Consider the following 24,383-nt stretch of genomic DNA (forward strand, 5'->3'; position numbering starts at 1 on the left):
TTCATAAACACGAAATCAGAATGGGACAAGAAAATTGTCCCATTTTCCGTTTGGATGCCTTCTGAAGGGAGGAGATTTCATGGGTATTAAGTTTTTGGTCGGTTCATCCGGCACAGGAAAAACGACGGCAATCTTAAACGAAATTAGGGAAAAATTAAAAGAAGATCCGTATAATGGAAAACCTATTTTGTTTCTTGTTCCAGATCAAATGACTTTTCAAATGGAATATGAACTGATGAAAACTCCGGAATTAGAAGGAATCATTAGAGCACAAGTATTGAGCTTCAACCGTTTGGCGTGGAGGGTGCTGCAGGAGGAAGGAGGCATCAGCCGTACCTTTATTTCCCAAACAGGCATGAACATGTTTCTTCGAAAAATCATCGAAGAAAAAAAGCACGAATTTAAAGTGTTTTCCAAAGCCAGTGAAAAAAAAGGCTTTATTGAGCATATCGAACAGATGATTACAGAAATGAAAAGATATATCATCAGTCCAGATATGCTGGATGATCAAGTAAAAAAATTAGCGGAAAGCCATGATCATAGAGAGCGGATTCTTTCCGATAAATTGAAAGATTTGGCGGGCATCTATCGTTCCGTGGAAAAATTATTTGCTGATAAATACATAGATTCAGAGGATTATTTGCAGCTTCTTTCAGAGAAGATTTATGAATCAAGCTACATGGACGGAGCGGAAATTTATATCGACGGCTTTCACAATTTTACGCCTCAAGAATTGCAAGTAGTCGAATCGATGATGAAAACAGCTTCTTCTATAACAATTGCTCTCACATTGGATAAACCGCCTGAAGAGGCCGTTGCCGACGAGCTTCATTTATTTTACATGACGGCTGAAACCTTTTCTTTGCTGAAAAAAATGGCTGAACGAAATAATATTTCCATTGATGAAGTAGCATATATGACTGACCGGAAACGTTTTATTGAAGAGCCGTCACTTGTTCATCTAGAAAAAATGTACTCTTCCCATACTCCCGAACCTTTTCACGGAGACAGCGCGATTGTATTTATGCAAGCGGTGAATAGACGCGCCGAAATTGAAGGGATTGCTAGAGAAATTATCCGCCTCGTTCGGGATGAGGGAGTGCGATTTCGGGAGATTGCACTGCTTATTAGAAACATGTCCGATTACAGAGATTTGCTGGAGCAATTGTTTCAAGATTACGAGATTCCTTTTTTTATAGATGAAAAAAGCTCAATGACATATCATCCGCTGATCGAATTTATCCGCTCGAGCTTGGAAGTCATAACCGGAAACTGGCGGTATGAAGCTGTTTTCAGAACGATTAAAACAGAATTTCTTTACCCGCTAGATGCCGATAAAGCCGAAATGAGAAAAGAAATGGATCAATTGGAAAATTATGTGCTTGCCTACGGTATTCAAGGGAAAAAATGGACGGATCAAGCCGGCTGGACGTACAGGAAGTACCATTCATTCTATGGCAACGACAAAAAGACAGATGAAGAAGAGGAAATAGAAAAACGGATCAATCAATTACGGAAGCTGATTGTGGAGCCTCTGCAGGCATTGGAAAATAAGATGAAACGCGCCAAAACCGGCAGGGATATGGCCGAAGCGCTATATATGTATTTAGAACAAACAAAAGTGCCTGATAAGCTGGAGCTTCTTCGTCTAGATGCGGAAAATGGAGGGAACTTGATTGAAGCAAGGGAGCATGATCAAGTTTGGAATGCTGTGATGGAGCTATTGGATGAATTTGTAGAAATTATGGGCGATCAGGAAATTTCCATTCATTTGTTTAGGGAAATGGTCGAAACCGGAATGGAATCGATGAAATTTTCTCTCGTTCCGCCGGCCATTGACCAAGTGATTGTCGCAACACTTGACCGGTCACGTTTATATGGCATTAAGACGGCATTTATTGCAGGAGCAAATGACGGAGTGCTTCCGGCAAAACCGGTGGAAGACGGAGTTTTAACAGATGATGAAAGAGAGCTTCTATATCATAATGGAGTGAAGCTTGCGCCGACAGCTCGAAGAAAATTGCTGGATGAAAATTTTTTGATTTATTTAGCGCTCGCGTCTGCTAAGCAAAAGCTGTATTTATCGTATTCTTTGGCGGATGAAGAAGGAAAAGCGCTCATGCCGTCTATTATTGTCAAACGGTTAAAAGAAATATTTCCAGATGCTAAGGAAATGATCTCTCTTAATGAACCGGAAAGTGAGGAGGCGGAAGAACAGCTTTCTTTTATTGTCAGTCCGAATGTTTCTTTGTCTGTTTTAACTTCAAAATTGCAAAATTGGAAAAAGCAGTATCCTCTCCATGAGCTGTGGTGGGATGTTTACAATTATTTTGTATATGATCAAGAATGGAGCAGCAAAGCGAAAAAGGCGATTGCCAGCCTGTTTTATTCAAATACAGAAAGACCTTTATCCGAAGAGGTAAGCAGAAAATTATATGGACGGAAAATACAAGGAAGCGTTTCAAGGATGGAGCGGTTTCGGGCATGTCCTTTTGCCCACTTTGCTTCTCACGGCTTAAAGTTAAAAGAACGGGAGTATTACAGATTGGAAGCGCCGGATATCGGCCAATTGTTCCATGCGGCATTAAAGCTGATGGCAGACCGGCTTCAAAGCATGAAAGTAGAATGGCGCGAATTAACAAAGGAGAATTGCGAAAGACTTGCTCATGATGCAGTCGAACAGCTGGCGCCGAAGCTGCAAAAAGAAATTTTAATGAGCACAAACCGCCACTATTATATTAAACGCAAGCTTCAAAATATTGTTGCCCGCGCATCAAAGGTTTTAAGCGAACATGCAAAAGCAAGCGGTTTTGTCCCAATTGGTTTAGAAATATCATTTGATGAAAAAAGCAAGCTCCCCCCGTTCCGATTTAAGCTTGAAAACGGATGTACGTTGGAGGTCGTCGGAAGGATAGACCGAGTGGATAAAGCGGAAAGTTCGAAAGGTCTTTTGCTTCGCATCGTCGATTTTAAATCGAGCGACAAAACATTAAATTTGGCAGAAGTGTATTACGGCATTGCGCTGCAGATGCTCACTTACTTGGATGTTGTTATTTCCAATTCTCAATCTTGGCTTGGCGTAGAAGCGACTCCAGCAGGGGTGCTGTATTTCCATATTCATGATCCGTTCATACAGTCCCCAGATTTATTAACGGATGATGAAATAGAAGAAGAAATTTTGAAGAAATTTAAAATGAAAGGCTTGCTGCTTGGAGACGAAGAAACGGTGCGGTTAATGGATCAAAAATTGGAAAGCGGCTATTCCAAAATCGTTCAAGCCGGCATAAAGAAAACCGGGGAATTTTATGCAAATTCTCAAATCGCCAGCGAGGATGAATTTCATGCATTACGCTCGTATATCCGGCGCGAATTTAAGCGGATCGGTACGGAAATAACAGACGGAAATATTTCCATTGCGCCATATAAAATGAAAGAGAAAACGCCTTGCACCTTTTGTTCCTTTAAATCGGTCTGTCAATTTGATGAATCGATTGAAACGAACCGTTTTCGCATATTGAAAAGCTTAAAAGGGGAAGAAGTGCTGCAAAAGGTAAGAGAGAAGGTGGATTCAGATGAAGAATGAGCTGAAAAAGTTAGAAAAAGGCCAATGGACCGATGAACAATGGAAAGCGATTGTTGCCGACGGACAAGATATATTAGTGGCGGCCGCTGCCGGATCAGGGAAAACGGCCGTTCTAGTTGAGCGGATTATTCGCAAGCTGACCGACAATCAGCATCCTGTAGATGTGGACCGGCTGTTAATCGTAACGTTTACAAACGCTGCGGCTGCAGAAATGCGCAGCAGAATTGGCGAAGCGCTGGCAAAGGCTTTGCGAAACCAGCCTTCTTCCCTCCATCTGCGCCGCCAATTAACCCTTTTAAACAAAGCGCAAATATCAACATTGCATTCTTTTTGCCTGCAAGTTGTTCGCAAATTTTATTACAAAATTGATATTGATCCCGGGTTTCGAATAGCGGACGAAACAGAAATGGAACTGTTAATGGAAGATTGCATGGATGAATTGTTAGAAGAAGAATACGGAATGGAGCATAATGAACTATTTTTCGAATTAGTTGACAAATATACAGGCGATCGCTCAGATGATGAAATCAAAAAAATTATTAGATCCATTTATGAATTTGCTAGATCTAATCCATTCCCGGAAAAATGGCTTGATGAAATGGTGCAAATGTATGACATAGAACAAGCTGAATCATACGAGGACTTGCCGTTTTTTCAATATTTACGGAAGGATATAGCGATACAGCTTTCCGGAATAAAGGATTTGTTAGCGAGAGCTCTCGACATTACGAAATTGCCGGGCGGCCCCTCTCCAAGGGCTGAAAATTTACTCGATGACATGAAACAGGTGGAAAACATTATAAACGCTTCATCGTGGCAGGAGCTTGCCGAGCAAATGAGAGCTTTTCAACCGACACGCGCCAAGGCATGCAGGGGAGAAGAATATCGAAAAGAGCTCATTGATGAAGTGACGGAAATGAGAAAGAAAGCGACAAAGGAAATAGAGAAATTAAAAAATGAGCTTTTCTCCAGGGATATTCAAAACCAACTGCTCGATTTGAAAAAAATGAAGCGCACAATGATTTGTTTAGCCGACTTGGTGAAAAAATTTGCTGTCCGGCTGGAAGCAATGAAAAAAGAAAAAGGAATTGTCGATTTTTCGGATCTTGAGCATTATTGTTTACAAATATTAACAGAAAAAGATGAGAAAGGAAATGTTGTTCCGAGTGATGCTGCTTTGTTTTTTAAACGACAATTTCAAGAAGTATTAGTGGATGAATACCAAGATACCAACTTGGTGCAGGAAGCGATTTTAAAGCTGGTGTCAAAAGATCATGAAGCGGAAGGAAATCTATTTATGGTCGGCGATGTAAAACAATCCATTTATCGTTTCCGGCTGGCTGAACCGTTATTGTTTTTGGCGAAATATAAACGGTTTACCTCCAGCGGAACGAATTCCGGCTTGCGCATCGATTTAGCTAAAAATTTCCGCAGCCGAAAAGAAGTTTTGGACGCCACAAATTTTCTTTTCAAACAATTGATGGGAGAGACTGTAGGCGAAGTCGTTTATGATGAGGCAGCAGAATTGAAGCTTGGCGCACGTTATCCAGAGAACAGTAGAATGAATACAGAGCTCCTCCTAATAGACCGCCGGAAGGAGGAATTAGCAGAAAAAGAAGAAATAATGATTGAATTTGATGAAGAAGAATTGGAAACGGTGCAGCTTGAAGCCCGCCTTATGGCGAAAAAAATAAAAGAGCTTATTCAGGAAGGCTTTCCTGTTTACGACCGAAAGCTTGATCGTACGAGACCTGTCACATACAGAGATATTGTGATCCTGCTTCGTTCGATGCCTTGGGCGCCGCAAATCATGGAAGAGTTTAAGCAGCAAGGTATTCCGGTGTATGCGAATTTATCAACAGGATATTTTGAAGCAACAGAAGTGGCCATTATGCTTTCGCTTTTAAAAATTATCGACAATCCTTATCAAGATATTCCGCTCGCTTCTGTGCTGCGTTCGCCAATTGTCGGCTTAAGCGGAAATGAACTTGCCATCATCCGTCTTTATAAGAAAAACGGTGCGTATTTCGATGCACTTGAATCATTTTTGCAGCAAGAAAAAGCCCATCATAGCGAGCTTTATCAGAAAGTAAGCGAATTTGTCAGCCGGCTCAATCAATGGCGGAACTTGGCGAGAAAAAGCTCCGTTTCGAATTTAATTTGGCAATTGTACCGTGATACCCGCTTTTTTGATTTTGCAGGCGGAATGCCCGGCGGAAAGCAGCGGCAGGCCAATTTAAGGGCATTATATGACAGAGCAAGGCAATATGAGGAAACGTCCTTTCGGGGATTGTTCCGATTCCTGAGGTTTATTGAAAGAATGCAGGAACGGGGCGATGATTTAGGAGCAGCAAGAGCTTTAGGAGAACAGGAAGATGTTGTCCGAATTATGACGATTCATTCAAGCAAGGGGCTTGAATTTCCGATTGTTTTCTGTGCAGGTTTATCTAAACGATTTAATATGAAAGATTTGACCAAAAAATATTTGCTCGATAAAGAATTAGGATTTGCCTCGCTGTTTATCGATGAAAAAAAGCGGATTGTGTATCCTACTCTTCCTTATATAGCTGTAAAAAAGAAATTGAGAATGGAAATGCTTTCGGAAGAGCTTAGGGTATTGTATGTGGCTTTGACTAGAGCAAAGGAAAAGCTGTTTTTAATCGGCACAGTGAAAGACGGAGAAAAAAAGTTTAAAGAATGGGAGCAATCATTCACTCACCGCGAATGGCTGCTTCCAGATTACGATCGTTTAAAGGCAGTATGTTATTTAGATTGGATCGGTCCTGCTGTCATCCGTCATAAAGATGCGGCAATTTTACGAGAAGAAGAAAGAGAAGCAGCGGATGAAATCTTCTCTTATCCGGTGAAATTGCAAATTGATGTGATTCCTGAAGAAAAATTAAAAGAGCAAAATGAGCAGGCAGCGGTTATGATGGATGAAAAAATGGACGCTTTGAGAAATTTTGTTCCTGTTCAGTCAACAAGTAGCTTTGCCAACCAAGTGCAAAATCAGTTGTCCTGGATCTATCCTTTTTCAGATGCAGCCTCTCTCCGGTCGAAGCAATCGGTGACGGAAATTAAAAGAAGACTTCAATTTTCAGATGAATACAGCGACATTTCCATAAAGAAGAAAATACAAGGGAATTCCTCGTACAAGCGTCCGAAATTTATGCAGGCAAAATCTCTTACAGCAGCAGAAAAAGGAACGGCCATGCACACAGTGATGCAGCATTTGCCATTGGGTGAAGACTTGACGGAACAAACGATTCGACAAACCGTGCATTCTCTCGTGAAAAAAGAAATATTAACGGAGGAGCAGGTGGAAGCGGTCAATGTAGAAGGAATTGTGCAATTTTTTGAATCACCGCTGGGTAGACGCCTAAAAGGCGCAAAAAAAATTTTTCGCGAGATCCCTTTCAATTTGGCAGTGCCGGCGAACGAAATTTACGAAAAAGGAAGTTCTCTCAATACTGAAACGGTCATCGTTCAAGGTGTGATCGACTGCCTTTTTGAAGATGACGATGGGCTCGTTCTGTTAGATTACAAAACGGATGCGGTAAAGGATCGTTTTCCATCCATTGAAAAGGCAAAACAGGTGCTTGCTTCTCGATATGAAATTCAAATTGACTTGTATGCAAAGGCGGTAGAGTCAATCTTAAAAAGACGAGTCGATGATCGGTATTTATTCTTTTTTGATGCAGGGCTCATCATAAAATTATAGATTTGCAGACTATTTTAGAGGTGAGGCAATTGAGAATCTTGCATACGGCGGATTGGCATCTCGGAAAAACGCTTGAAGGTCGGAGCAGGCTAAAAGAGCAGGCACAGTTTCTTGATGAACTGTATGAAATTGTTGTAAAGGAGAAAATTGATGTCATTTTGATGGCAGGAGACGTTTTTGATACGGTGAATCCTCCGGCAGGAGCAGAAAAGCTGTTTTATGAAAGTATTTCAAGACTTTCTGATAGAGGAAAAAGACGTGTTATCATCATTTCCGGAAATCATGACAGTCCGGAACGATTGCAAGCAGCAGCTCCGCTGGCAAAGGAGCAGGCGATCGAGTTGATCGGCTACCCGAGAGGCGATGTTTTAACGGTTGAAGTTCCGCGGACAAATGAAACAATGAAGCTGGCGGCGCTTGCTTATCCGTCGGAAGCAAGGCTGAATGAACTGCTTTCAAACGAATATGATGAACTCTTATTGAGAGAGCATTACGATGAAAAAATTCGCGGCTTGTTTGCAATGATGAGCAGAGAGTTTGAACCTCATACGGTGAATATTGCCATGAGCCATCTTTATGTAGCCGGAGGCAGCACGACAGATTCGGAGAGACCGATTGAAGTCGGCGGAGCGTATACAGTTCGAGCCACAAGCCTCCCGGAAAAAGCGCAATATGTCGCATTGGGGCATCTTCACCGGCCGCAAAATGTTAAAAAGTCCAATGTGCCGGCAAGATATTCTGGATCGCCGCTTGCCTATAGCTTTTCTGAGGCAGGTTATACGAAGTCTGTCACAGTGATCGATGCAAAACCCGGCGAGAACGCGGTTGTTTCCGAAATTTATTTGTCGAGCGGAAAACCGCTTGTGAAATGGAAAGCAACTGGCGGTCTTCTTCAAGTTCACCAGTGGCTTGAAGAAGGAAGAGACAAAAACGCATGGATTGATCTTGAAATTTTTTTGACCGACAGCCTTTCATTAGAAGAAATTCATCGGTTGAGAAAATGGCACGACGGCTTTATTCACATCCGGCCGATTTTTGAAAAAGAAGCCGAAAAGATCCAACAAGAAAGAAGAGAAAATCTCCCGATTGATGAAATGTTTAAACGTTTTTACAAAAAACAAACTGGCGGCGCCGAGCCGGAGGCAGAGCTCATTGAACTGTTTATGACATTGCTCTCTGAAGACTTAAAAGAGGAAGGAGCACAGTCATGAAGCCGATAAAACTTTCTTTAGCTGGACTGAATAGCTATCGAAAGATGCAGACGGTCGATTTTGAAACACTATGCGACGGCGGTGTCTTCGGAATATTTGGTCCGACTGGCAGCGGAAAATCAACGATATTGGATGCCATTACGTTAGCGCTTTATGGAAAAGTAGAGCGAGCGGCCAATAATACGCAAGGGATAATGAACCATGCGGAAGATCAATTATATGTCAGTTTTACATTTGAGCTTGAAGATGGCCGATCAAAAAAAAGATATACTGTTGAACGAACATTTAAGCGGGTGGATAATGTCAGGATCAACACAAGGCTGTGCCGGCTTCTCGAAATAGGAGAAGAAACGGTCGTTTTGGCAGATAAAACAAATGATGTAAATGACAAGATTTACGAGCTTTTAGGGCTGACGATAGAGGATTTTACCCGCGCTGTTGTTCTTCCGCAAGGGAAGTTTGCTGAATTTCTTTCTTTAAAAGGCTCGGAAAGAAGGAAAATGTTTGAACGATTGTTCAACTTGGAACGATTCGGCGACCAATTAAATAAAAAGCTGAAAAAACGTCTTTTGGAATCAAGACAGCAATTCGCTGAATTGTCAGCGGAACAAGCAGGTCTTGGCGATGCCTCGAAAGAAGCCGTTTTAGAGGCAGAAAAAACGTTTATACGCTGCGATACAGAGCTGAAAGAACGGGAAAAGCAGCTGGATGAGGCAGCAAAGGAATTTGAGCGGATTCAGACAATCTGGAATTTGCAGACGGAAAAAACGACTTATGAGAAAAAACGACAGGAGCTTGAGCAAGAAAAGGAGCGGTTTGAAGAAATCGAAGAAAAGCTGAAAAAAGCGGAGCAAGCGGAGATGCTGAAACCATATGCAGAAGCAGTGCTCGAACATTTAGCGGAAAAGGACCGTTTTGAAAAAGAAACAGAGCATTGGCAGCAGGAAGAGAAAAAGCTAGCAAGCCTTTATAAAGAAAAAAAGGAAGCTTTTGAAGCGATTCGTGCCAAAAAAGCTGTTGAAGAGCCGGAGCTTTTAACAAAACGTGAACGATTGAAACAGCTTATCTCATTGGATGCAGAAATCAAAGAGGATGAAGCATCGTTTGCAAAGCTGAAAGAAGACTATGAAGCATTGAAAACGAGGCTGCATGAAAAACAGCATACAGAGAGAAAGACGAGCGAATTATTAAATAGGGCGTTAGAGAAGCAGCAGGCTTTAAAACAGCAGGCGAAAGAAGAAACAGTTTCAAGAGAATTCCGGGAAAAAATCCAAAAAGCATATCAACAGAAGCTGAAAATCATGCAGCTTATGAAAGACGAATATGAATTAAAAAGCAAAAAGCAAAAGAAAGAAGACCAGCTTAACGAATGGCGGGAAAAGGCTGACGAGTCCGCCCGCAAAAAAAGTGAATTAAACGAACGCCTGGCAGGTAATTTCAATCAATTACAAAAAGTTTATGATCGTTTATGCAGCCAAATGCGGGAGCATGAATTTTTTAAAGAAAAAGTAAAGGATGATTTACAGGCTGCAAAAAGTCAGCTTGAAGAAGAAAGAACAAATCAGACGGCAGCTTTGATTTCCGAGCAGTTGACGGAGGGGGAGCCTTGCCCTGTCTGCGGCTCCACATATCATCCGGCCCCGAACAGACATTTTTCGATTGAACGTTTAAAAAAATTAGAAGAAACAACGCAGCAGCTAGAACGAATTTTCAAAGAATGTGATCAAACCGAACAGCTGTATTCCTCGCTGAAGCAAAAGCTGCAGGAGCTGTCTGAAGATTTACAAGCGGAACAGTCATTCCTTGCCGGAGTGAAAGAAATAGCGTCGGCTAACGAAGAGCCGATCATTACGATGGACGATAAGCCGCATGATCTTTTGGCATATGACAAATTCAAAATCGAATGGAAAGCTTTGAACCAAGATTACTTAGAAATAAAAGACGCAATAAGAAAAACAATAGCAGACATTCGTGAAGTCAACCATATTACAGCACAAATAGAACCGTTGCTGGATGCTGGGGAAAAAGACTTATCCGAAATCATGCTACAATTGCAAAATGTAATAGAGCAGCTGGAAGAAGAAAAAAGAAAGTGGGATATAGAGTTTGCTGATCTCGATATGGATCAAATCGAGATGTATGTAAAGGAAATTAGTAAAAAAGACTCGCTCGTTGAACAGCTGCACGAACGAATTGAAAAAAGCGTCAGCTTTATTCAAGAAAAAGAACAGGAAATCGAGCGGTTAAGGGAAGAAATACTCAATCTTTCCACTCAATTAGCTGCCAAAAAAGGAGAAATGGACAGGCAGGCAGAACTGATAGCCGATAAACAGAAAAGGCTCACAGCGCAATCAGCTGCAAAGGAAAACCTTTTGACAGAACTTAAGAGGATCGATCTTGCCCTTGAACAGCTAAAAAGGGATGAACAAGCAGCTTATGATATTTTCCAAAAAACAGCAAATGAATATCAAAAAGCTGAAAGTCAGCTCCATACCGCCAAACAGCAATTGACAAGCTGTATAAGCAAGCTTGAAAAAGCGGAAAAAAATTGGAACGACCGAAAACAGCAGACTCCTTTTGCAAATGTGCATGAAGTGAGAAATTCCGTTTTGCAGGAAGAAGAAAAACTGGCTATGCAAACGAGTCTGGATCAATATAAAAAAGAAATGGAGCATGTAACATCTGCAATTGAACGTCTGGAAGAAAAATTAGGCGGAGCTATTCTTAAGCAGGAAACATGGGAAGAAACGAAAAAATGCTTAGAAGAAGCTAGAAAGCAAGTAAACGAAGCAATGGAACAAAGAGGCGCGGCGGCAAAGCATTTGCAGCTGTTAAAGGAAAAACATGAACGATATGTGGAAATAGAAAAAGAGAAAGAAGAGTTGCAGCTTCTTCTTAATCGGTTAGAAAAACTTCAAGCCGTCCTGAAAGGGAATAGTTTTGTCGAATACATGGCTGAGGAACAGCTTCAACAAATAAGCTTTGATGCTTCACAGCGGCTTGGGGAATTGACAAGACAAAGATATGCGATTGAAGTCGATTCAGAAGGCGGTTTTATCATGCGTGACGATGCAAATGGCGGAGTAAAACGACCTGTTTCGACATTATCTGGCGGAGAAACATTTTTAACTTCTTTAGCCTTAGCTTTGTCGTTGTCCACCCAAATTCAGCTTCGCGGAAAATATCCGCTTCAGTTTTTTTTCCTTGATGAAGGGTTTGGAACGCTTGATGCAGAGCTTCTCGATACGGTTGTATCGGCTTTGGAAAAGCTGCAATCGCAAAATTTATCCGTTGGCGTAATCAGTCACGTGCAGGAGCTAAGGGAACGATTGCCTAAGCGGCTGATCATTGAGCCAGCTGAACCTTCCGGAAATGGAACGACCGTGCGAATCGAAACGATTTAATTCCATGAAGCAAGGATATTTCTGACCTAGTATGCCGTTAAAAGTTAACAGCAAGTATTACATTCTCTAAAGGATCTTAACCGCTCAACATGACGGGGCTGTCTAATAAGTCGATTTTCCGGCTTATAGACGCCCCGTTAATGTTTTAGAAACGTTGATATATCAATGTTTATGATGTTTCGTTTTCAATGGATTTTGACTTTCTAAGACAACCCATACTAATCTTAGTATGTTTTGATTGCTGTGCTCATCCGTACTTTTTTAACCGTTTTTCATTGTTTTGACAAGATGTATGCTGCTTCAGCATTCTCCAAATAAGCGAAAAAAGCAGGTTCGATGGTGACGCCTGCTGCATCATGCACAAATCGTTTCAGCATTTCCAAATAAGCTTAAAAACAGGAGAACGGTACCATCTGCAATTTACCCCGTTTTGAAATAGGGTGAGTAAAAGTTTACCGTCAAAAAAATAAGACTATGAAAAGGCGAGTCTTATAAAATATCAAATTCCTCTTTTACAACGGGATGAAAATCACTTTACGAAATTAACTGAATTGTATGTTAATGTTGTGAGTGCGAATGCTTTCTAACTGTATAACAGTCCATGAAAAAACTAATGCAGGTTTTCAGCTTCTTTGAACCGATTCATAGTTTCACTCTATTTGTGCATCATGAGGACATCCACATTCCTAAAAAGAGTCTTTTGATCTGAAATGCAAGACAATGCGCTTTTTCTATTGAGCAGGACAACAAATTGAATGTCCTGCTCGCAAATAGTGTTTCTGAATCATAACATAATTCCAATCGTTATTTTTCACTAAGTCTTTTTAACGAACCAGGCGGCTATGCATTTGCCGTCTGGTTTTGATCATTTACGTCCGGATCGATTCCGTTTGTTATGCTGAGACCGTTGTTATTAATATGAAAATCGCCTGTGCAGCTGCTACCAGAGCCGCTGATGGATTTTGATGCTGATTTTGGAGATAAATAAAAGGAATCTCCGAAATTCACAACTCCTCCTGAAACGGAATTAATTTTTATCGGTCCGACAATCGCTGGCATGAGGAACATCCTTTTCCTTGTTGTCTCATAAATCACATGCGTAGAGAAAATCTATTGTTCAGGGATCAATATGTTTGTCCTGTTGAAATTACCGTTGTTTTTCGTCGCCATCAACGTTTTTAGACAATTGTCGAATATGTTTTATTCGTGCTTCCGCGCATATTTCTTCGGCTGATCCAAAGTTCACGATGCTTGAAGATGAGATGCCCAAAATTTTTACGTGATCGACATATATGTTCGGAGAATTGTTTGAATATGCGCTGGAAAATCGTTCGTCAAAGGAAGGCTGGGGAATGGATTCGCGAAAAAGCTGATAGGAGTGAAAGGATCCTTCCTTTGTATTAAATTTTTCATAGTCCCGCTGAACTGCCAGAACATTCGTTTTAGGGGTAATTTTTTTTGCGTCACCGATTTGGAATACGGAACAGATGTCTACTGAGTGTATATACGCCACTCTAATGTTCGAAAACCTTTTTAACAAATACATTAGTCTAATGACAAAGGAACAAATGGACCGATGACCAGTGATTCAGGTGGCGTATCAAAAATGGAAGAAAGAGAGATTTTATCCGTATCCCCTATTAAAAAAACTGATGAACTTGAAACCCCTATGATTCTCACCATGCCCACATGCAAGCCGTTATTGATGACGGTAAAATTCATGAAAATTCGTCGCCTTTCTTTTTATTGGGGAAATGTTTAAAAAAATGATCGATCGATTGATCAATATCTTTTTTTACCTTTTCTTCAATCCATTGTATTTTTTCTTTTATATCTGTTTGCTCATGGAGACGGAGTCTTTGTAGATAATAAGTAATCCTTCCTTCAAGTTGTTTTCTAATGTCTTCTATGATGATAGCTTTATATGTTTCATCTAATTCATATTCATAGTTTTTAGCAAAGTCTTCAATCTTTTTCGGACATTCTTCTTGTAAATAACTATGAATGCTTTCAACGCATTGTTCGAATATTTGCTGTTTTAATTCGCGATGAACATCATCGACGTTTAGTTCTTCATTTTTTACGGAAAATTGTTCAATTGCCTCCTGATCGGCAGGATTTAAACCGATATTCAAGACTCCTTCGAGCGTTTCGATTTTCAATTGGTCAAATTTGTACTCAACTTTTTCAATATTTGTATAAGGTTTGTTTTTGATCTCTTCCATTTGTTCTTCAAGGTAAAGAAACCCTTTTTCCAGATGGTCGATTCTTTTGCTTTGGGAATGGAGATATTGTTCCAATTTTAGGATATATTGCAATAATGATTGCACAGTGTAATTCATGATGTTCTCCCCACCTTTATCAGCATTCGTTACCATATTTATATTCTTTTCTAAATGAAAGGTGAATCGCTATGAAATGCTTGGTGGACGGAGAGGCACAATGACTCCGTTTCCCTGGCCGGATGGAGCGGGAGCCGGTTCAGTAAATTGTCCTGTGTTGTATAAATTCGACAGCGGTTTTATGATTCCGGCGCTGCCGATTTGAAATACGGATGAATTGGCGATCGTTCCGATACGTATAAATTGTATGTGAATCGATTGTTGAATATAAAAATTCATAAAACCACCCTCTAAGCGTTTAACACTTGCGGCTGATCAACGAGATCACTGTCAAACGTATTCGTAATGCTGTTTTGATTAAATACGTAAAGACCGTCGCCTGTATTGAAGGAACCGGCCCCTGCGAATGTTTTCACTTCACTGTATGGTGAAATGTTTACGACGTCTCCGACATGAACGACACTGGCCGTCCCGACGCTATTTACCTTCATAGCACCAACAATTGCAGGCATCGCTTTCCATTCCTTTACCTTAAAAGTTATTTAGCTATTTTTAGTGTATGTTATGTCTTGAAAACTGTGATAAACGTTTAGAGTCGCATTTTTGTATACCTCAATATTTCACAAAATAACTATGCAAAATTCGTGGTGCTTTTAGCACATTTACACAAAAATTTCATAAAATAATCGCATCCGAAAAAATTTTTGCCCGAAGAGCATGGTGACTTTTCTTGTTTTCAAATTGTTTTTCATTTATCAAGGAAAAATAATGGAAAAAAGTACAAAAAAATTATTATTCTTACTTGACATATAGGATTAATACGATTAAAATGTAACTCAATATTATTTTCTTAAACTATCAAAAAGTTTTTGTCGTGAAAATCCCTACCGTTTTAGTCGAGATTAATCTAGTAAACTTTCAGGGGAAGGGGGCATTTGGTGAAGGTTTCAAGCAGAGGTGAATATGCATTACGTGCTTTGCTTGTACTTGGTCAGCAACAGGGAAAAGTCTGTCCGATCAATGAAATCGCCAAACAAACGCTAGTTACGGTCAAATACTTGGAACAAATCTTGCTCCAATTAAGAAAATTGGGGTATGTGCACAGTAAAAGGGGTATACAAGGAGGCTATATGCTCCGTTTATCGCCGACTGACATTAACATAGGGGAGGTTATCCGGCAAATTGAAGGTCCTTTATCTCCAATGGGGTGTGCCAGTACGACGGCTTATGTGCCGTGTCCATTGGAAGATAAGTGTTTATTAAAGCCGCTTTGGACGGTTGTACGTGACATAATTGCCCGCGTTCTTGAACAAACAACTTTAGATGATTTATTGAATAAAAGAATTACAACGGGAATTGGAGGGGAGAGCTTTGTTAAAAACGAAAATTGATCAGGAGTGGATTGAAAGAATTATACGTTCACTAGAAGATTTGGAATACGGATCTGTGCAAATTATTGTACATGACTCAAGAATTACACAAATCGAAAAATTGGAAAAATTCCGTTATCCTTTAGAACGAAAGGATAGCCATAACAAAGGGGCTAAGTGAACATATAAAACAATATCATAAAGAGGTCGTCGATCGGTCCACCGAAGACTCCCTATGTCTTTTCAATATTCCCGGATCGAGGAAGTTTTTTTATTTATAACACCGCCACCGAAACATAGCGGAAAGGGAGATGAATTTTATGAATATTACAAATAAACGCAAGTCAAAAGGACTATTTTTTCTATTATCTGTTATTACAAGTGTAGCTCTTGTTTTAAGTGCTTGTGGTTCAAAAAATGAAAGTGCCAGCTCCAGCTCAGAGGGAGATAAAAAGGCAGTCGAGTTATTAAACGTTTCTTATGACCCTACACGTGAGCTTTACCAAGACTTTAATAAAGCTTTCGCAAGCTATTGGAAAGAAAAAACTGGTCAAGAGGTTACGATAAAGCAATCACATGGCGGATCTGGCAAGCAGGCGCGGTCTGTTATCGATGGTTTGGAGGCAGATGTTGTAACGTTAGCGCTGGCTTATGATATTGACGCCATTGCAGATACTGGATTGATCGAAAAAAATTGGCAACAAAGATTGGATAAAAACAGTTCTCCTTACACGTCCACTATTGTGTTTCTAGTACGCAAAGGAAATCCGAAAGGTATTAAAGATTGGGACGATCTTGTCAGATCTGATGTTTCGATTATAACCCCCAATCCAAAAACATCGGGTGGAGCGCGCTGGAATTATTTAGCTGCATGGGGATACGCATTGAAAAAATATGGCGGCGATGAAGAGAAGGCAAAAGAATTTGTTGCGAAAATATATAAAAATGTTCCAGTATTAGATTCCGGGGCAAGGGGTGCTACAACAACATTTGTCGAAAGAAAAATCGGTGATGTTCTTCTTGCTTGGGAAAATGAAGCTTTTCTAGCCATCAATGAATTAGGAAAGGATCAATTTGAGATTGTTGTACCTTCTGTAAGCATTTTAGCAGAACCTCCTGTTGCTGTTGTAGACAAGGTGGTTGATAAGAAAGGAACGCGCGAAGTAGCTGAAGAGTATTTGAAATATTTGTACACGGAAGAAGGACAGGAATTGGCAGCAAAGCATTATTATCGTCCAACATTGCCAAAAGTCGCTGAAAAATATAAAGATACATTCCCGCAATTGGAACTCTTTACAGTTGACGAACTGTTTGGGGGCTGGAGAGAGGCTCAGAAAAAACATTTTGACGACGGCGGTATTTTCGATCAAATTTATCAGCCGAAATAATGATTTGTTCCGATGAATGGAGGATTGGAAGTGGCCAAAACAAAACAACAGCACAGAAAAGGGGTTATTCCAGGTTGGGGACTCACGATGGGCTTTACGCTAACTTATCTTAGTTTAATAGTGTTGATCCCCTTGTCCGTTATCTTTTTAAAAGCCTCAACACTCAGCTGGGAGCAATTTTGGCAAATCGTCACAACTGACAGGGTGGCAGCCTCGCTTCGTTTATCTTTTGTTTCTTCATTTATTGCCGCTGCCATCAATTTAGTTTTTGGTCTTTTGCTTACTTGGGTGTTAGTGAAATATGATTTTCCAGGGAAAAGAATTATCGACGGATTAATCGATTTGCCGTTTGCTCTCCCAACTGCAGTAGCGGGAATTTCTTTAACAGCTGTTTATGCCCCGACAGGCGTTATTGGACAGTATTTGGACCGCTTCGGTATTGAGGCTGTTTATACCCCGCTCGGTGTCGTAATTGCTTTAACGTTTATCGGATTGCCGTTTGTTGTGCGGTCTATCCAGCCCATTTTGCATGATTTAGATCAGCAGTACGAAGAAGCGGCAGCTGTTTTAGGTGCAAACCGTTGGCAAACGTTTTGGAAAGTGATTTTGCCATCACTTGTTCCTGCGATGTTCACCGGGTTTTCGCTCGCATTTGCGCGGGCGTTAGGCGAATACGGATCAGTCGTTTTCATTTCCGGCAATATGCCAATGAAAACGGAGATCGCCCCTCTTTTGATCGTCACCAAATTGGAACAGTACGATTATGAGGGGGCAACAGCGATTGCCGCTATTGTATTGATTATCTCTTTTTTCCTGCTTTTTCTTATAAATTATTTGCAATGGAGAACGAGTCGAAAATATTTTATTCATTAAGTCACTAAGGAGATGTTATGCCTCAAATGGGTACTAAAACGAAGAAACAGCCTCTTGTCGGTGTTCATACAGAATCTGCGTGGATTCGTTTTATATTGACGGGAACGGCTCTATTATTTGTTGGTTTTTTTCTCATTATCCCGCTAATTACTGTTTTTACAGAAGCTTTGAAAAACGGTTTAGAAGTTTATTTTGCTTCGGTTACAGAACCGGATGCTCAATCAGCGATCCGTCTTACACTTTTGACCGCAGCAATAGTAGTGCCATTAAATTTTATTTTTGGTATTGCTGCTGCATGGTGTATCACAAAGTTTCAGTTTCCCGGGAAAACCTGGCTCATCACGCTTATTGATTTGCCGTTTTCTGTATCGCCCGTTATCGCTGGTTTAAGCTTTGTTTTATTGTTTGGTGCACAAGGTTTGTTGTCGCCGGTTTTAGATTCGCTCGGATTGAAAATAATCTTTGCTGTCCCAGGCATAATTTTGGCTACTTTATTTGTAACTTTTCCGTTTGTAGCCCGCGAGTTAATACCGGTCATGCAGGCAAAGGGGAGTGAACAGGAGGAAGCCGCTTTATCTTTAGGAGCCAGCGGATGGAAAACATTTTTATTCGTGACGCTTCCAAACGTCAAATGGGGAATTTTATACGGCGTCATCCTGTGCAATGCGAGAGCAATGGGTGAATTTGGAGCCGTTTCTGTTGTGTCAGGGCATATACGAGGAATGACAAATACGATCCCGCTCCATGTAGAAATTTTATATAATGAGTACCAATTTACTGCTGCATTCGCAGTCGCTTCCCTTTTAGCTATGTTGGCGATCGTTACATTAATTGTTAAAGGGGTGCTTGAATGGAAGGGTGTAGTTGATGGAAAAGGGTAAGGAGTGTGCATCATGGATATCAATGTGAAGCAAATTTCTAAAAATTATGGCTCATTTCAAGCATTAAAAGAAGTAAATTTAACAATACCGTCAGGGAAGATTACCGCTTTGTTAGGTCCATCCGGTTCAGGGAAAACTACGTTGCTGCGGATGATTGCCGGATTGGAAATGCCTGATAGCGGAAGCATCTATTTTGGCGACCATGATTATACGACAAAAACGGTCCGTGAAAGAAATGTCGGTTTTGTTTTTCAACATTACGCTTTATTTCATCATATGAACGTTTTTGAGAATATTGCATTCGGACTTAAAGTGCGTCCGCGAAAAGACAGACCGTCCAAACAAGACGTCCAACGAAAAGTAAATGAATTGCTTCATTTAGTCCAATTAAATGGTCTTGATCGCCGTTACCCGGCTCAATTATCAGGCGGACAGAGGCAGAGAGTTGCATTAGCTAGAGCGTTAGCAGTGGAGCCGAACGTGCTTCTGCTTGATGAGCCGTTTGGAGCTCTTGATGCAAAAGTGCGTCAAGAATTGCGGAGATGGTTGCGGCAGTTGCATGAACAATTACATGTAACAACTGTTTTTGTTACGCATGACCAAGAAGAGGCCTTAGAGGTTGCTGATCAAGTGGTAATCTTAAATAATGGACAAATTGAGCAAGTCGGAACACCGGATGAAGTATATCAACATCCAAAAACGAAATTCGTGTATCAGTTTCTAGGGCGTGTTAATGTTTTTCATGCTGAAGTGAACGATGGTCGCCTACATATCGGAGAAGCATTATTTGCTGCACCTGATGAAAACATTCAAACGAAAAAAATGATCGGGTATATTCGTCCTCATGAAGTGCGAATAACTCGACATAATGATAATCAAAAATCAATTCAAGTAAAGGTTCGCCGCATCCAATCTTATGGCCCGATTGTCCGTTTGGAATTGGAAAGATTGAAAACGAATGATCTGATCGAAGTGGACTTGAGTGTTGAACAGGCGAATCAACTGAACGTGAAAAATGATGAGATTCTTTATGCTGACTTGGAAAAAATAAAGTTTTTTTCAGATTCTCCATCCGTAGAATGAATAAATAATGTCGCCAAGATCATTATCACTCGAAAAGCCTGCATTTCAAAAAGAATGTAAATAAATTTGACTAATAGTTTTTATAAGGACAAAGGGGGTAGCAAAATGAGGAGAAAAAATCAAAAATCTTTGCTTGCCTTGCTTTTAATCATGATTGTTAGTTTATTTGCTGTTATATCCGGCTGCTCAGGAGAAGAAAAGAATGTGAAAAGCGCCGGTGAATCTCAAGAAACAAAAGATAAAGAGGAAAAGGTAGTTAGAATCGGATATCAAAAATACGGGACATTAAACATCTTAAAGAAACAAGGAACGCTGGATAAAGCGTTAAAAAGTCACGGATATTCTGTCGAATGGATTCAATTTCCGGCAGGTCCGCAGCTTTTGGAAGGATTAAATGTCGGCAGCATTGATATCGGGCATACTGGCGAAGCGCCGCCGATCTTTGCACAAGCGGCAGGCACTGATTTAGTTTATATTGGTCATGAGCCAGAAAGCCCTCTTTCAGAAGCTATTCTTGTTCCAAAAGATTCACCCATCCGCACTGTTCAAGATTTAAAAGGTAAAAAGGTTGCGCTCAACAAAGGCTCAAACGTCCATTACTTGCTCGTAAAAGCTTTTGATTTTCCTTTTAGTGCTTTGGATTTCAGGCTGCGGCAGCAAGGAGGAGGCAAATGAGACTTCCAATGCGGAAAAATCAAATGCCAAAGCGGAAGAGGAGACATTACCAGACGAACTTAGAATTGGCTATCAAAAATCATCTATTTTGCTTTTCTTAAAGGAAAAAGGCAGCTTAGAAAAAATTTTGGCTGAAAAAGGAGTTAAAGTCACATGGCATGAATTTCAATCAGGACCGCCATTATTAGAGGCGTTGAATGCAGGAAAAATTGATGTAGGATATGTAGGCGGAGCACCTGCTGTACTTGCAGGAGCCGTTTCAGATTCTGAATTAGCCTATCTTGCCTATGAACCGGAAGTATATCGGGCGATTGTTGTTCCAAAAGATTCACCTATTCAAAAGATAGAAGATTTAAAAGGGAAGAAGGTTGCTTTTGGTAAAGGATCAAGCGCACATTATTTGCTCCTTACTGCTTTAGAGAGTGTAGGGCTGACTTTGAATGATATTACTCCTGTCTATTTACAGCCTTCAGATGCTAGAGGAGCTTTTGAACGCGGCAATGTGGATGCATGGGTGATTTGGGATCCATATCTTGCGGACGCAGAAGAAAGTGGAGGTGCTAGAATCATTGCCGATGCAAAAGGTCTCCCGCGTCAATATGGATTTATTGTAGGAAGACGCGATTATTTTCAAGAAAATCGTGAACTTCGAAATTTAGTGATCAGTGAACTAGAGAAGGTTCACAAAGAGATTCAAGCAGACAAACAAGGGGCTGCCGAAAACTTTTCACAGAAAACTGGCATTTCGAAAGATGTATGGAAGCAAACTTTGGAAAGAAGAGAATATGGAGTATTTGACATCACACCTGAAGTGGTGGATGCCCAACAGAAGCTTGCAGATACTTTTTTAGAGGCAGGATTGATAAACGAGAAAATAAATGTGCAAGATGCTGTTCTTTCAGATTAACGAAGCAAGAAAGTGGTCATTTCATGCTTTATAAGTTATAATGACCCTGAAACGGAATGTTCAAAAGAAAGATCCATGCGATAACGATTGACAAGCGCAAATAGTTGTCCTTTTACAAATGGAGGTGTTTATCCCTCCATTTGTTTTTGTGGAGAACAGCTGTCCTTATCTTCACGGAAGCGGTAATGGCCGGTTTGCAAGCGGGCTGTCTGTGAACCTTGAGGCCGTTTTTCTTTTCAAAATTTTTTTCATTGAATGAGATAATCTTTTCGCTGCGGGAAAGGATGTAATGAATGGAAATTACCCGTAAAAATCCAAACTCGTTTTTAACGAAAACAAACGGCTATTTGCAAGGGTATTCGTACAGTTTAAATCCGTATGTCGGCTGTTCATACGGCTGCCATTATTGTTATGTACAAAAGCTTCCAGTCGCATTGTTTAAGAAAAAAGAGTGGGGAACATGGGTTGAAATAAAGGATGAAAAGCCAAACCAATTTTTAGGCGAATTGAAGCGGGCCAAGAAGAAAGGGAAAGTGACGATTTTCATGTCATCCTCAACAGACCCTTACCAGCCGCTGGAAGCGAAGGAATTACGAACAAGAAGGCTCCTTGAAGTGATAGCAGAAATGCCTCCGGACTTTTTATTTGTCCAGACGAGAAGCCCGCTTGTCACTAGAGATATTGATATCTTTCAAAAATTGGGGGATCGGGTGCTTGTCAGCATTACCATTGAAACGGACAGAGATGATGTGCGCAAAATTTTTTCTCCAAAGGCGCCGCCGATTCAAGCTAGGATCAATGCGCTTAAAAAACTAAATGAAGAGAACATTCCGTCACAGGCGGCAGTTTCTCCTGTACTGCCTTTTTCTCCGAATTTTACGAATCTATTACGGAATGCGACGAAACGAGTATGTTTAGATGATTTCTTTTTAGGAGATGGAAGCGGCGGAAGACGATCACAGGCGCTCGGTTTGTCAAAGCTTTTTTCGCAAATTGGAGAAGAAGAATGGTTTTCCCCTGAAAACCTCGAATATGTGAAAGACTTATTTTTACATGTGTTTGCGAAAGATCAGCTGTTCATTTCTAGGCAAGGCTTCATTCCGCCCGATGGGAGTCATGAAGAATGATCGATTCTCATATTCATTTGGATCAATACGATCCAAAAACTATTGATGAGCAAATCAAAAAGTGGCAGGAAGCGGGCATTACTCATGTTGTGGCCGTTTCAACCGATTTAACATCCGCCTATAAAACGCTTGAATTGAAGCAAAAACATGAAGATTTTATTATAGCAGCTGCTGGCTTTCACCCTGAACAGGAGATTCTTGAAGAACGGGAGCTTGAAGAGCTTCTATCGCTGATTCGAACAGAGAGGGCGATTTCAGCTGTCGGGGAAATTGGTTTGCCGTATTATGAAAAAGAGCGATTATTTGCAAAGTATTCGGAACAAACTTATATAGATGTCTTGAAGGAATTTTTGAAAATCAGCGTTGAACATTCACTGCCAGTTGCCTTGCATGCAGTTCATGAAGATGCGGAAAAAGTTTTACATCTTTTGCAAAAACATCAAGTGAAAAAAGCGCATTTTCATTGGCTTAAAGCGGCATCATCTGTAGTGAAGGAAATTTGTAAACAACACTATTATATTTCTGTGACTCCGGAAGTTTGCTACCGCCTGCGCGATCAGCAGCTTGCTGAACAAGTTCCGATGGATCAGCTGCTTATTGAGACGGACGGCCCTTGGCGGTATGGGGGAGCGTTTAAAAATGTTGACACAACCCCGTTATTTTTAAAGGAAATTTGCTGCAAATTGGCGAATATTAAAAAGAGGCCGCGTGAAGATATTGTGCGCACAACTGCAAATAATGCGAAAAAACTTTATCTTAATTGGGGGTAGAACATGAAGCTTGTCACTGCAAATATTCACGACAGAACGTTTATCGGACTAATTTTTAACGAAGATTCGGTTATTGATATTCAAAAAGCGGAACTGAAGCTTTATGAATCGGAAATATCGCCTGCATCGCTGCAAGCGTGCATTGAAATGGGTGAAAAATTTGTCCGCCATATTGAAGCATTACAGGAATGGGTTGCGAAGGAAAAAGAAAGGGAGACATATGTCTATCCGCTGTCAGCTGTTAAACTCCAAGCACCGATTCCACGACCGAAGAAAAACATTATGTGCGTCGGTAAAAACTACCGTGACCATGTTGCGGAAATGGGAAGCGAAAGTGATATTCCTTCCGATTTGATTCTGTTTTCCAAACCTTCAACTTCCGTTATTGCTCATGAAGGAGAAATTGATCCTCATCTTTATTTAACCGACGAACTTGATTATGAAGGGGAACTTGCAGTTGTCATTGGGAAAAAAGGAAAACAAATTCGCGAAGAAGAAGCCTATGACTACGTTTTTGGATATACGATCATCAATGATGTCACAGCAAGAGATTTGCAAGCTCGCCACAAACAATATTTTTTAGGAAAAAGCTTGGATACATCATGCCCGATGGGACCGTATATTGTACATAAATCGGCTGTTTCGAATCCACAGCATCTGTCTATCGAGACGAAAGTTAATGGCGAAATTCGGCAGCAAGCCAATACAAATCAAATGATTTTCCCGATTAAACGGATCATTTCCATCATTTCTCAAGGCATGACTCTTGAACCGGGAGATATCATTGCAACAGGTACACCTGCGGGAGTCGGAAAAGGCTTCAATCCGCCGAAATTATTAAAGCCTGGCGACACTGTCGAAATTACGGTAGAAGGAATTGGCACGTTGAGAAATAAAGTCAAGGAAATTTAATAGCGAAAGGACGGGCAAGAGTGAGCCCCTTTAATCTTTCGTTTTAGTGCGTCTTTGTCAATTTAGTGAAATCATTTTATTTATCATAGTAATTGCTATGTTTTTGTATGATCATTTGATATGATGAATGTGGACT

20 protein-coding genes and 1 pseudogene are annotated in these 24,383 nt (G+C 40.6%); 15 read left to right on the forward strand and 6 right to left on the reverse strand.

The genetic code is table 11. The features are described from left to right. The first annotated feature begins 79 nt into the window (after positions 1-79). The 4 genes from addB to NSS70_RS05760 are packed head-to-tail and all read left to right on the forward strand — an operon-like array spanning position 80 to position 11,919. Positions 80-3,583: a helicase-exonuclease AddAB subunit AddB gene (addB, locus tag NSS70_RS05745; RefSeq protein ID WP_340881052.1), complete on the forward strand. Its 3,504-nt coding sequence runs from the start codon at positions 80-82 to the stop codon at positions 3,581-3,583. Beyond that, the gene (addA, locus tag NSS70_RS05750) at positions 3,573-7,304 is read left to right on the forward strand and encodes a helicase-exonuclease AddAB subunit AddA (RefSeq protein ID WP_340881053.1); all 3,732 of its coding nucleotides are present in this window, start codon (positions 3,573-3,575) and stop codon (positions 7,302-7,304) included. The genes addB and addA overlap by 11 nt, the downstream gene beginning before the upstream one ends. A gap of 29 nt (positions 7,305-7,333) precedes the next feature. Continuing rightward, positions 7,334-8,515 (forward strand): exonuclease SbcCD subunit D, encoded by a 1,182-nt coding sequence (locus tag NSS70_RS05755; RefSeq protein ID WP_130157162.1) that lies wholly within the window; start codon positions 7,334-7,336, stop codon positions 8,513-8,515. Continuing rightward, positions 8,512-11,919, forward strand: a complete 3,408-nt coding sequence (locus NSS70_RS05760) for an SMC family ATPase (protein WP_340881054.1) — start codon at positions 8,512-8,514, stop codon at positions 11,917-11,919. The genes NSS70_RS05755 and NSS70_RS05760 overlap by 4 nt, the downstream gene beginning before the upstream one ends. Positions 11,920-12,759: 840 nt before the next feature. Here NSS70_RS05760 and NSS70_RS05765 read toward each other — a convergent pair. The 6 genes from NSS70_RS05765 to NSS70_RS05790 form a co-directional block, all read right to left on the reverse strand. Beyond that, on the reverse strand, positions 12,760-12,978 hold the full coding sequence (locus NSS70_RS05765; protein WP_063386628.1) for a spore germination protein: 219 nt from the start codon (positions 12,976-12,978) through the stop codon (positions 12,760-12,762). 88 nt (positions 12,979-13,066) lie between these two features. After that, entirely contained in the window at positions 13,067-13,432 is a 366-nt protein-coding gene (locus NSS70_RS05770; protein ID WP_340881055.1) for a spore germination protein GerPE, read from the reverse strand. Positions 13,433-13,464: 32 nt separating this feature from the next. After that, positions 13,465-13,641, reverse strand: a complete 177-nt coding sequence (locus NSS70_RS05775) for a spore gernimation protein GerPD (RefSeq protein WP_340733198.1) — start codon at positions 13,639-13,641, stop codon at positions 13,465-13,467. After that, positions 13,638-14,261: a spore germination protein GerPC gene (locus tag NSS70_RS05780; RefSeq protein WP_340881056.1), complete on the reverse strand. Its 624-nt coding sequence runs from the start codon at positions 14,259-14,261 to the stop codon at positions 13,638-13,640. Before NSS70_RS05780 ends, NSS70_RS05775 begins: the two co-directional genes overlap by 4 nt. Before the next feature lie 69 nt (positions 14,262-14,330). Then, positions 14,331-14,540 carry a spore germination protein GerPB gene (locus NSS70_RS05785; protein ID WP_063386632.1) on the reverse strand — a complete coding sequence of 70 codons (210 nt, stop codon included), beginning with the start codon at positions 14,538-14,540 and terminating at the stop codon, positions 14,331-14,333. Positions 14,541-14,551: 11 nt separating this feature from the next. Further along, a complete protein-coding gene (locus NSS70_RS05790; protein ID WP_063386633.1) occupies positions 14,552-14,773 on the reverse strand; it encodes a spore germination protein in 222 nt (73 codons plus the stop codon). A 426-nt stretch (positions 14,774-15,199) separates the two neighbouring features. Here NSS70_RS05790 and NSS70_RS05795 point away from each other — a divergent pair, with 426 nt between their 5' ends. The 11 genes and pseudogenes from NSS70_RS05795 to NSS70_RS05845 all read left to right on the forward strand — a co-directional run bounded on the left by NSS70_RS05795 (position 15,200) and on the right by NSS70_RS05845 (position 24,247). Next, positions 15,200-15,652, forward strand: a complete 453-nt coding sequence (locus NSS70_RS05795) for an RrF2 family transcriptional regulator (RefSeq protein ID WP_340881057.1) — start codon at positions 15,200-15,202, stop codon at positions 15,650-15,652. After that, complete coding sequence (locus NSS70_RS05800) at positions 15,633-15,812, forward strand: YezD family protein (RefSeq protein WP_094245314.1); 180 nt, start codon at positions 15,633-15,635, stop codon at positions 15,810-15,812. The genes NSS70_RS05795 and NSS70_RS05800 overlap by 20 nt, the downstream gene beginning before the upstream one ends. Positions 15,813-15,951: 139 nt before the next feature. Beyond that, complete coding sequence (locus tag NSS70_RS05805; RefSeq protein WP_311067019.1) at positions 15,952-17,019, forward strand: sulfate ABC transporter substrate-binding protein; 1,068 nt, start codon at positions 15,952-15,954, stop codon at positions 17,017-17,019. 30 nt (positions 17,020-17,049) lie between these two features. After that, a complete protein-coding gene (cysT, locus tag NSS70_RS05810) occupies positions 17,050-17,892 on the forward strand; it encodes a sulfate ABC transporter permease subunit CysT (RefSeq protein WP_261308785.1) in 843 nt (280 codons plus the stop codon). Between the two features lie 26 nt (positions 17,893-17,918). Beyond that, positions 17,919-18,773, forward strand: coding sequence for a sulfate ABC transporter permease subunit CysW (gene cysW, locus NSS70_RS05815; RefSeq protein WP_063386655.1), 855 nt, complete (start codon positions 17,919-17,921; stop codon positions 18,771-18,773). Positions 18,774-18,785: 12 nt separating this feature from the next. Then, positions 18,786-19,856 carry a sulfate/molybdate ABC transporter ATP-binding protein gene (locus tag NSS70_RS05820; protein ID WP_063386638.1) on the forward strand — a complete coding sequence of 357 codons (1,071 nt, stop codon included), beginning with the start codon at positions 18,786-18,788 and terminating at the stop codon, positions 19,854-19,856. 105 nt (positions 19,857-19,961) lie between these two features. Beyond that, positions 19,962-20,477, forward strand: a pseudogene (locus tag NSS70_RS05825) (ABC transporter substrate-binding protein); the annotation flags it as partial. A gap of 10 nt (positions 20,478-20,487) precedes the next feature. Next, the gene (locus NSS70_RS05830; protein WP_340881058.1) at positions 20,488-21,438 is read left to right on the forward strand and encodes an aliphatic sulfonate ABC transporter substrate-binding protein; all 951 of its coding nucleotides are present in this window, start codon (positions 20,488-20,490) and stop codon (positions 21,436-21,438) included. A gap of 293 nt (positions 21,439-21,731) precedes the next feature. After that, positions 21,732-22,565, forward strand: a complete 834-nt coding sequence (locus tag NSS70_RS05835; RefSeq protein WP_339194671.1) for an SPL family radical SAM protein — start codon at positions 21,732-21,734, stop codon at positions 22,563-22,565. Further along, positions 22,562-23,335: a TatD family hydrolase gene (locus NSS70_RS05840; protein ID WP_063386643.1), complete on the forward strand. Its 774-nt coding sequence runs from the start codon at positions 22,562-22,564 to the stop codon at positions 23,333-23,335. The genes NSS70_RS05835 and NSS70_RS05840 overlap by 4 nt, the downstream gene beginning before the upstream one ends. A gap of 3 nt (positions 23,336-23,338) precedes the next feature. After that, complete coding sequence (locus NSS70_RS05845; protein WP_063386644.1) at positions 23,339-24,247, forward strand: fumarylacetoacetate hydrolase family protein; 909 nt, start codon at positions 23,339-23,341, stop codon at positions 24,245-24,247. The last annotated feature ends 136 nt before the right edge of the window (positions 24,248-24,383 follow it).

Source organism: Aeribacillus sp. FSL K6-2848 (genome assembly GCF_038004325.1).
Classification (GTDB): domain Bacteria; phylum Bacillota; class Bacilli; order Bacillales; family Aeribacillaceae; genus Aeribacillus; species Aeribacillus composti.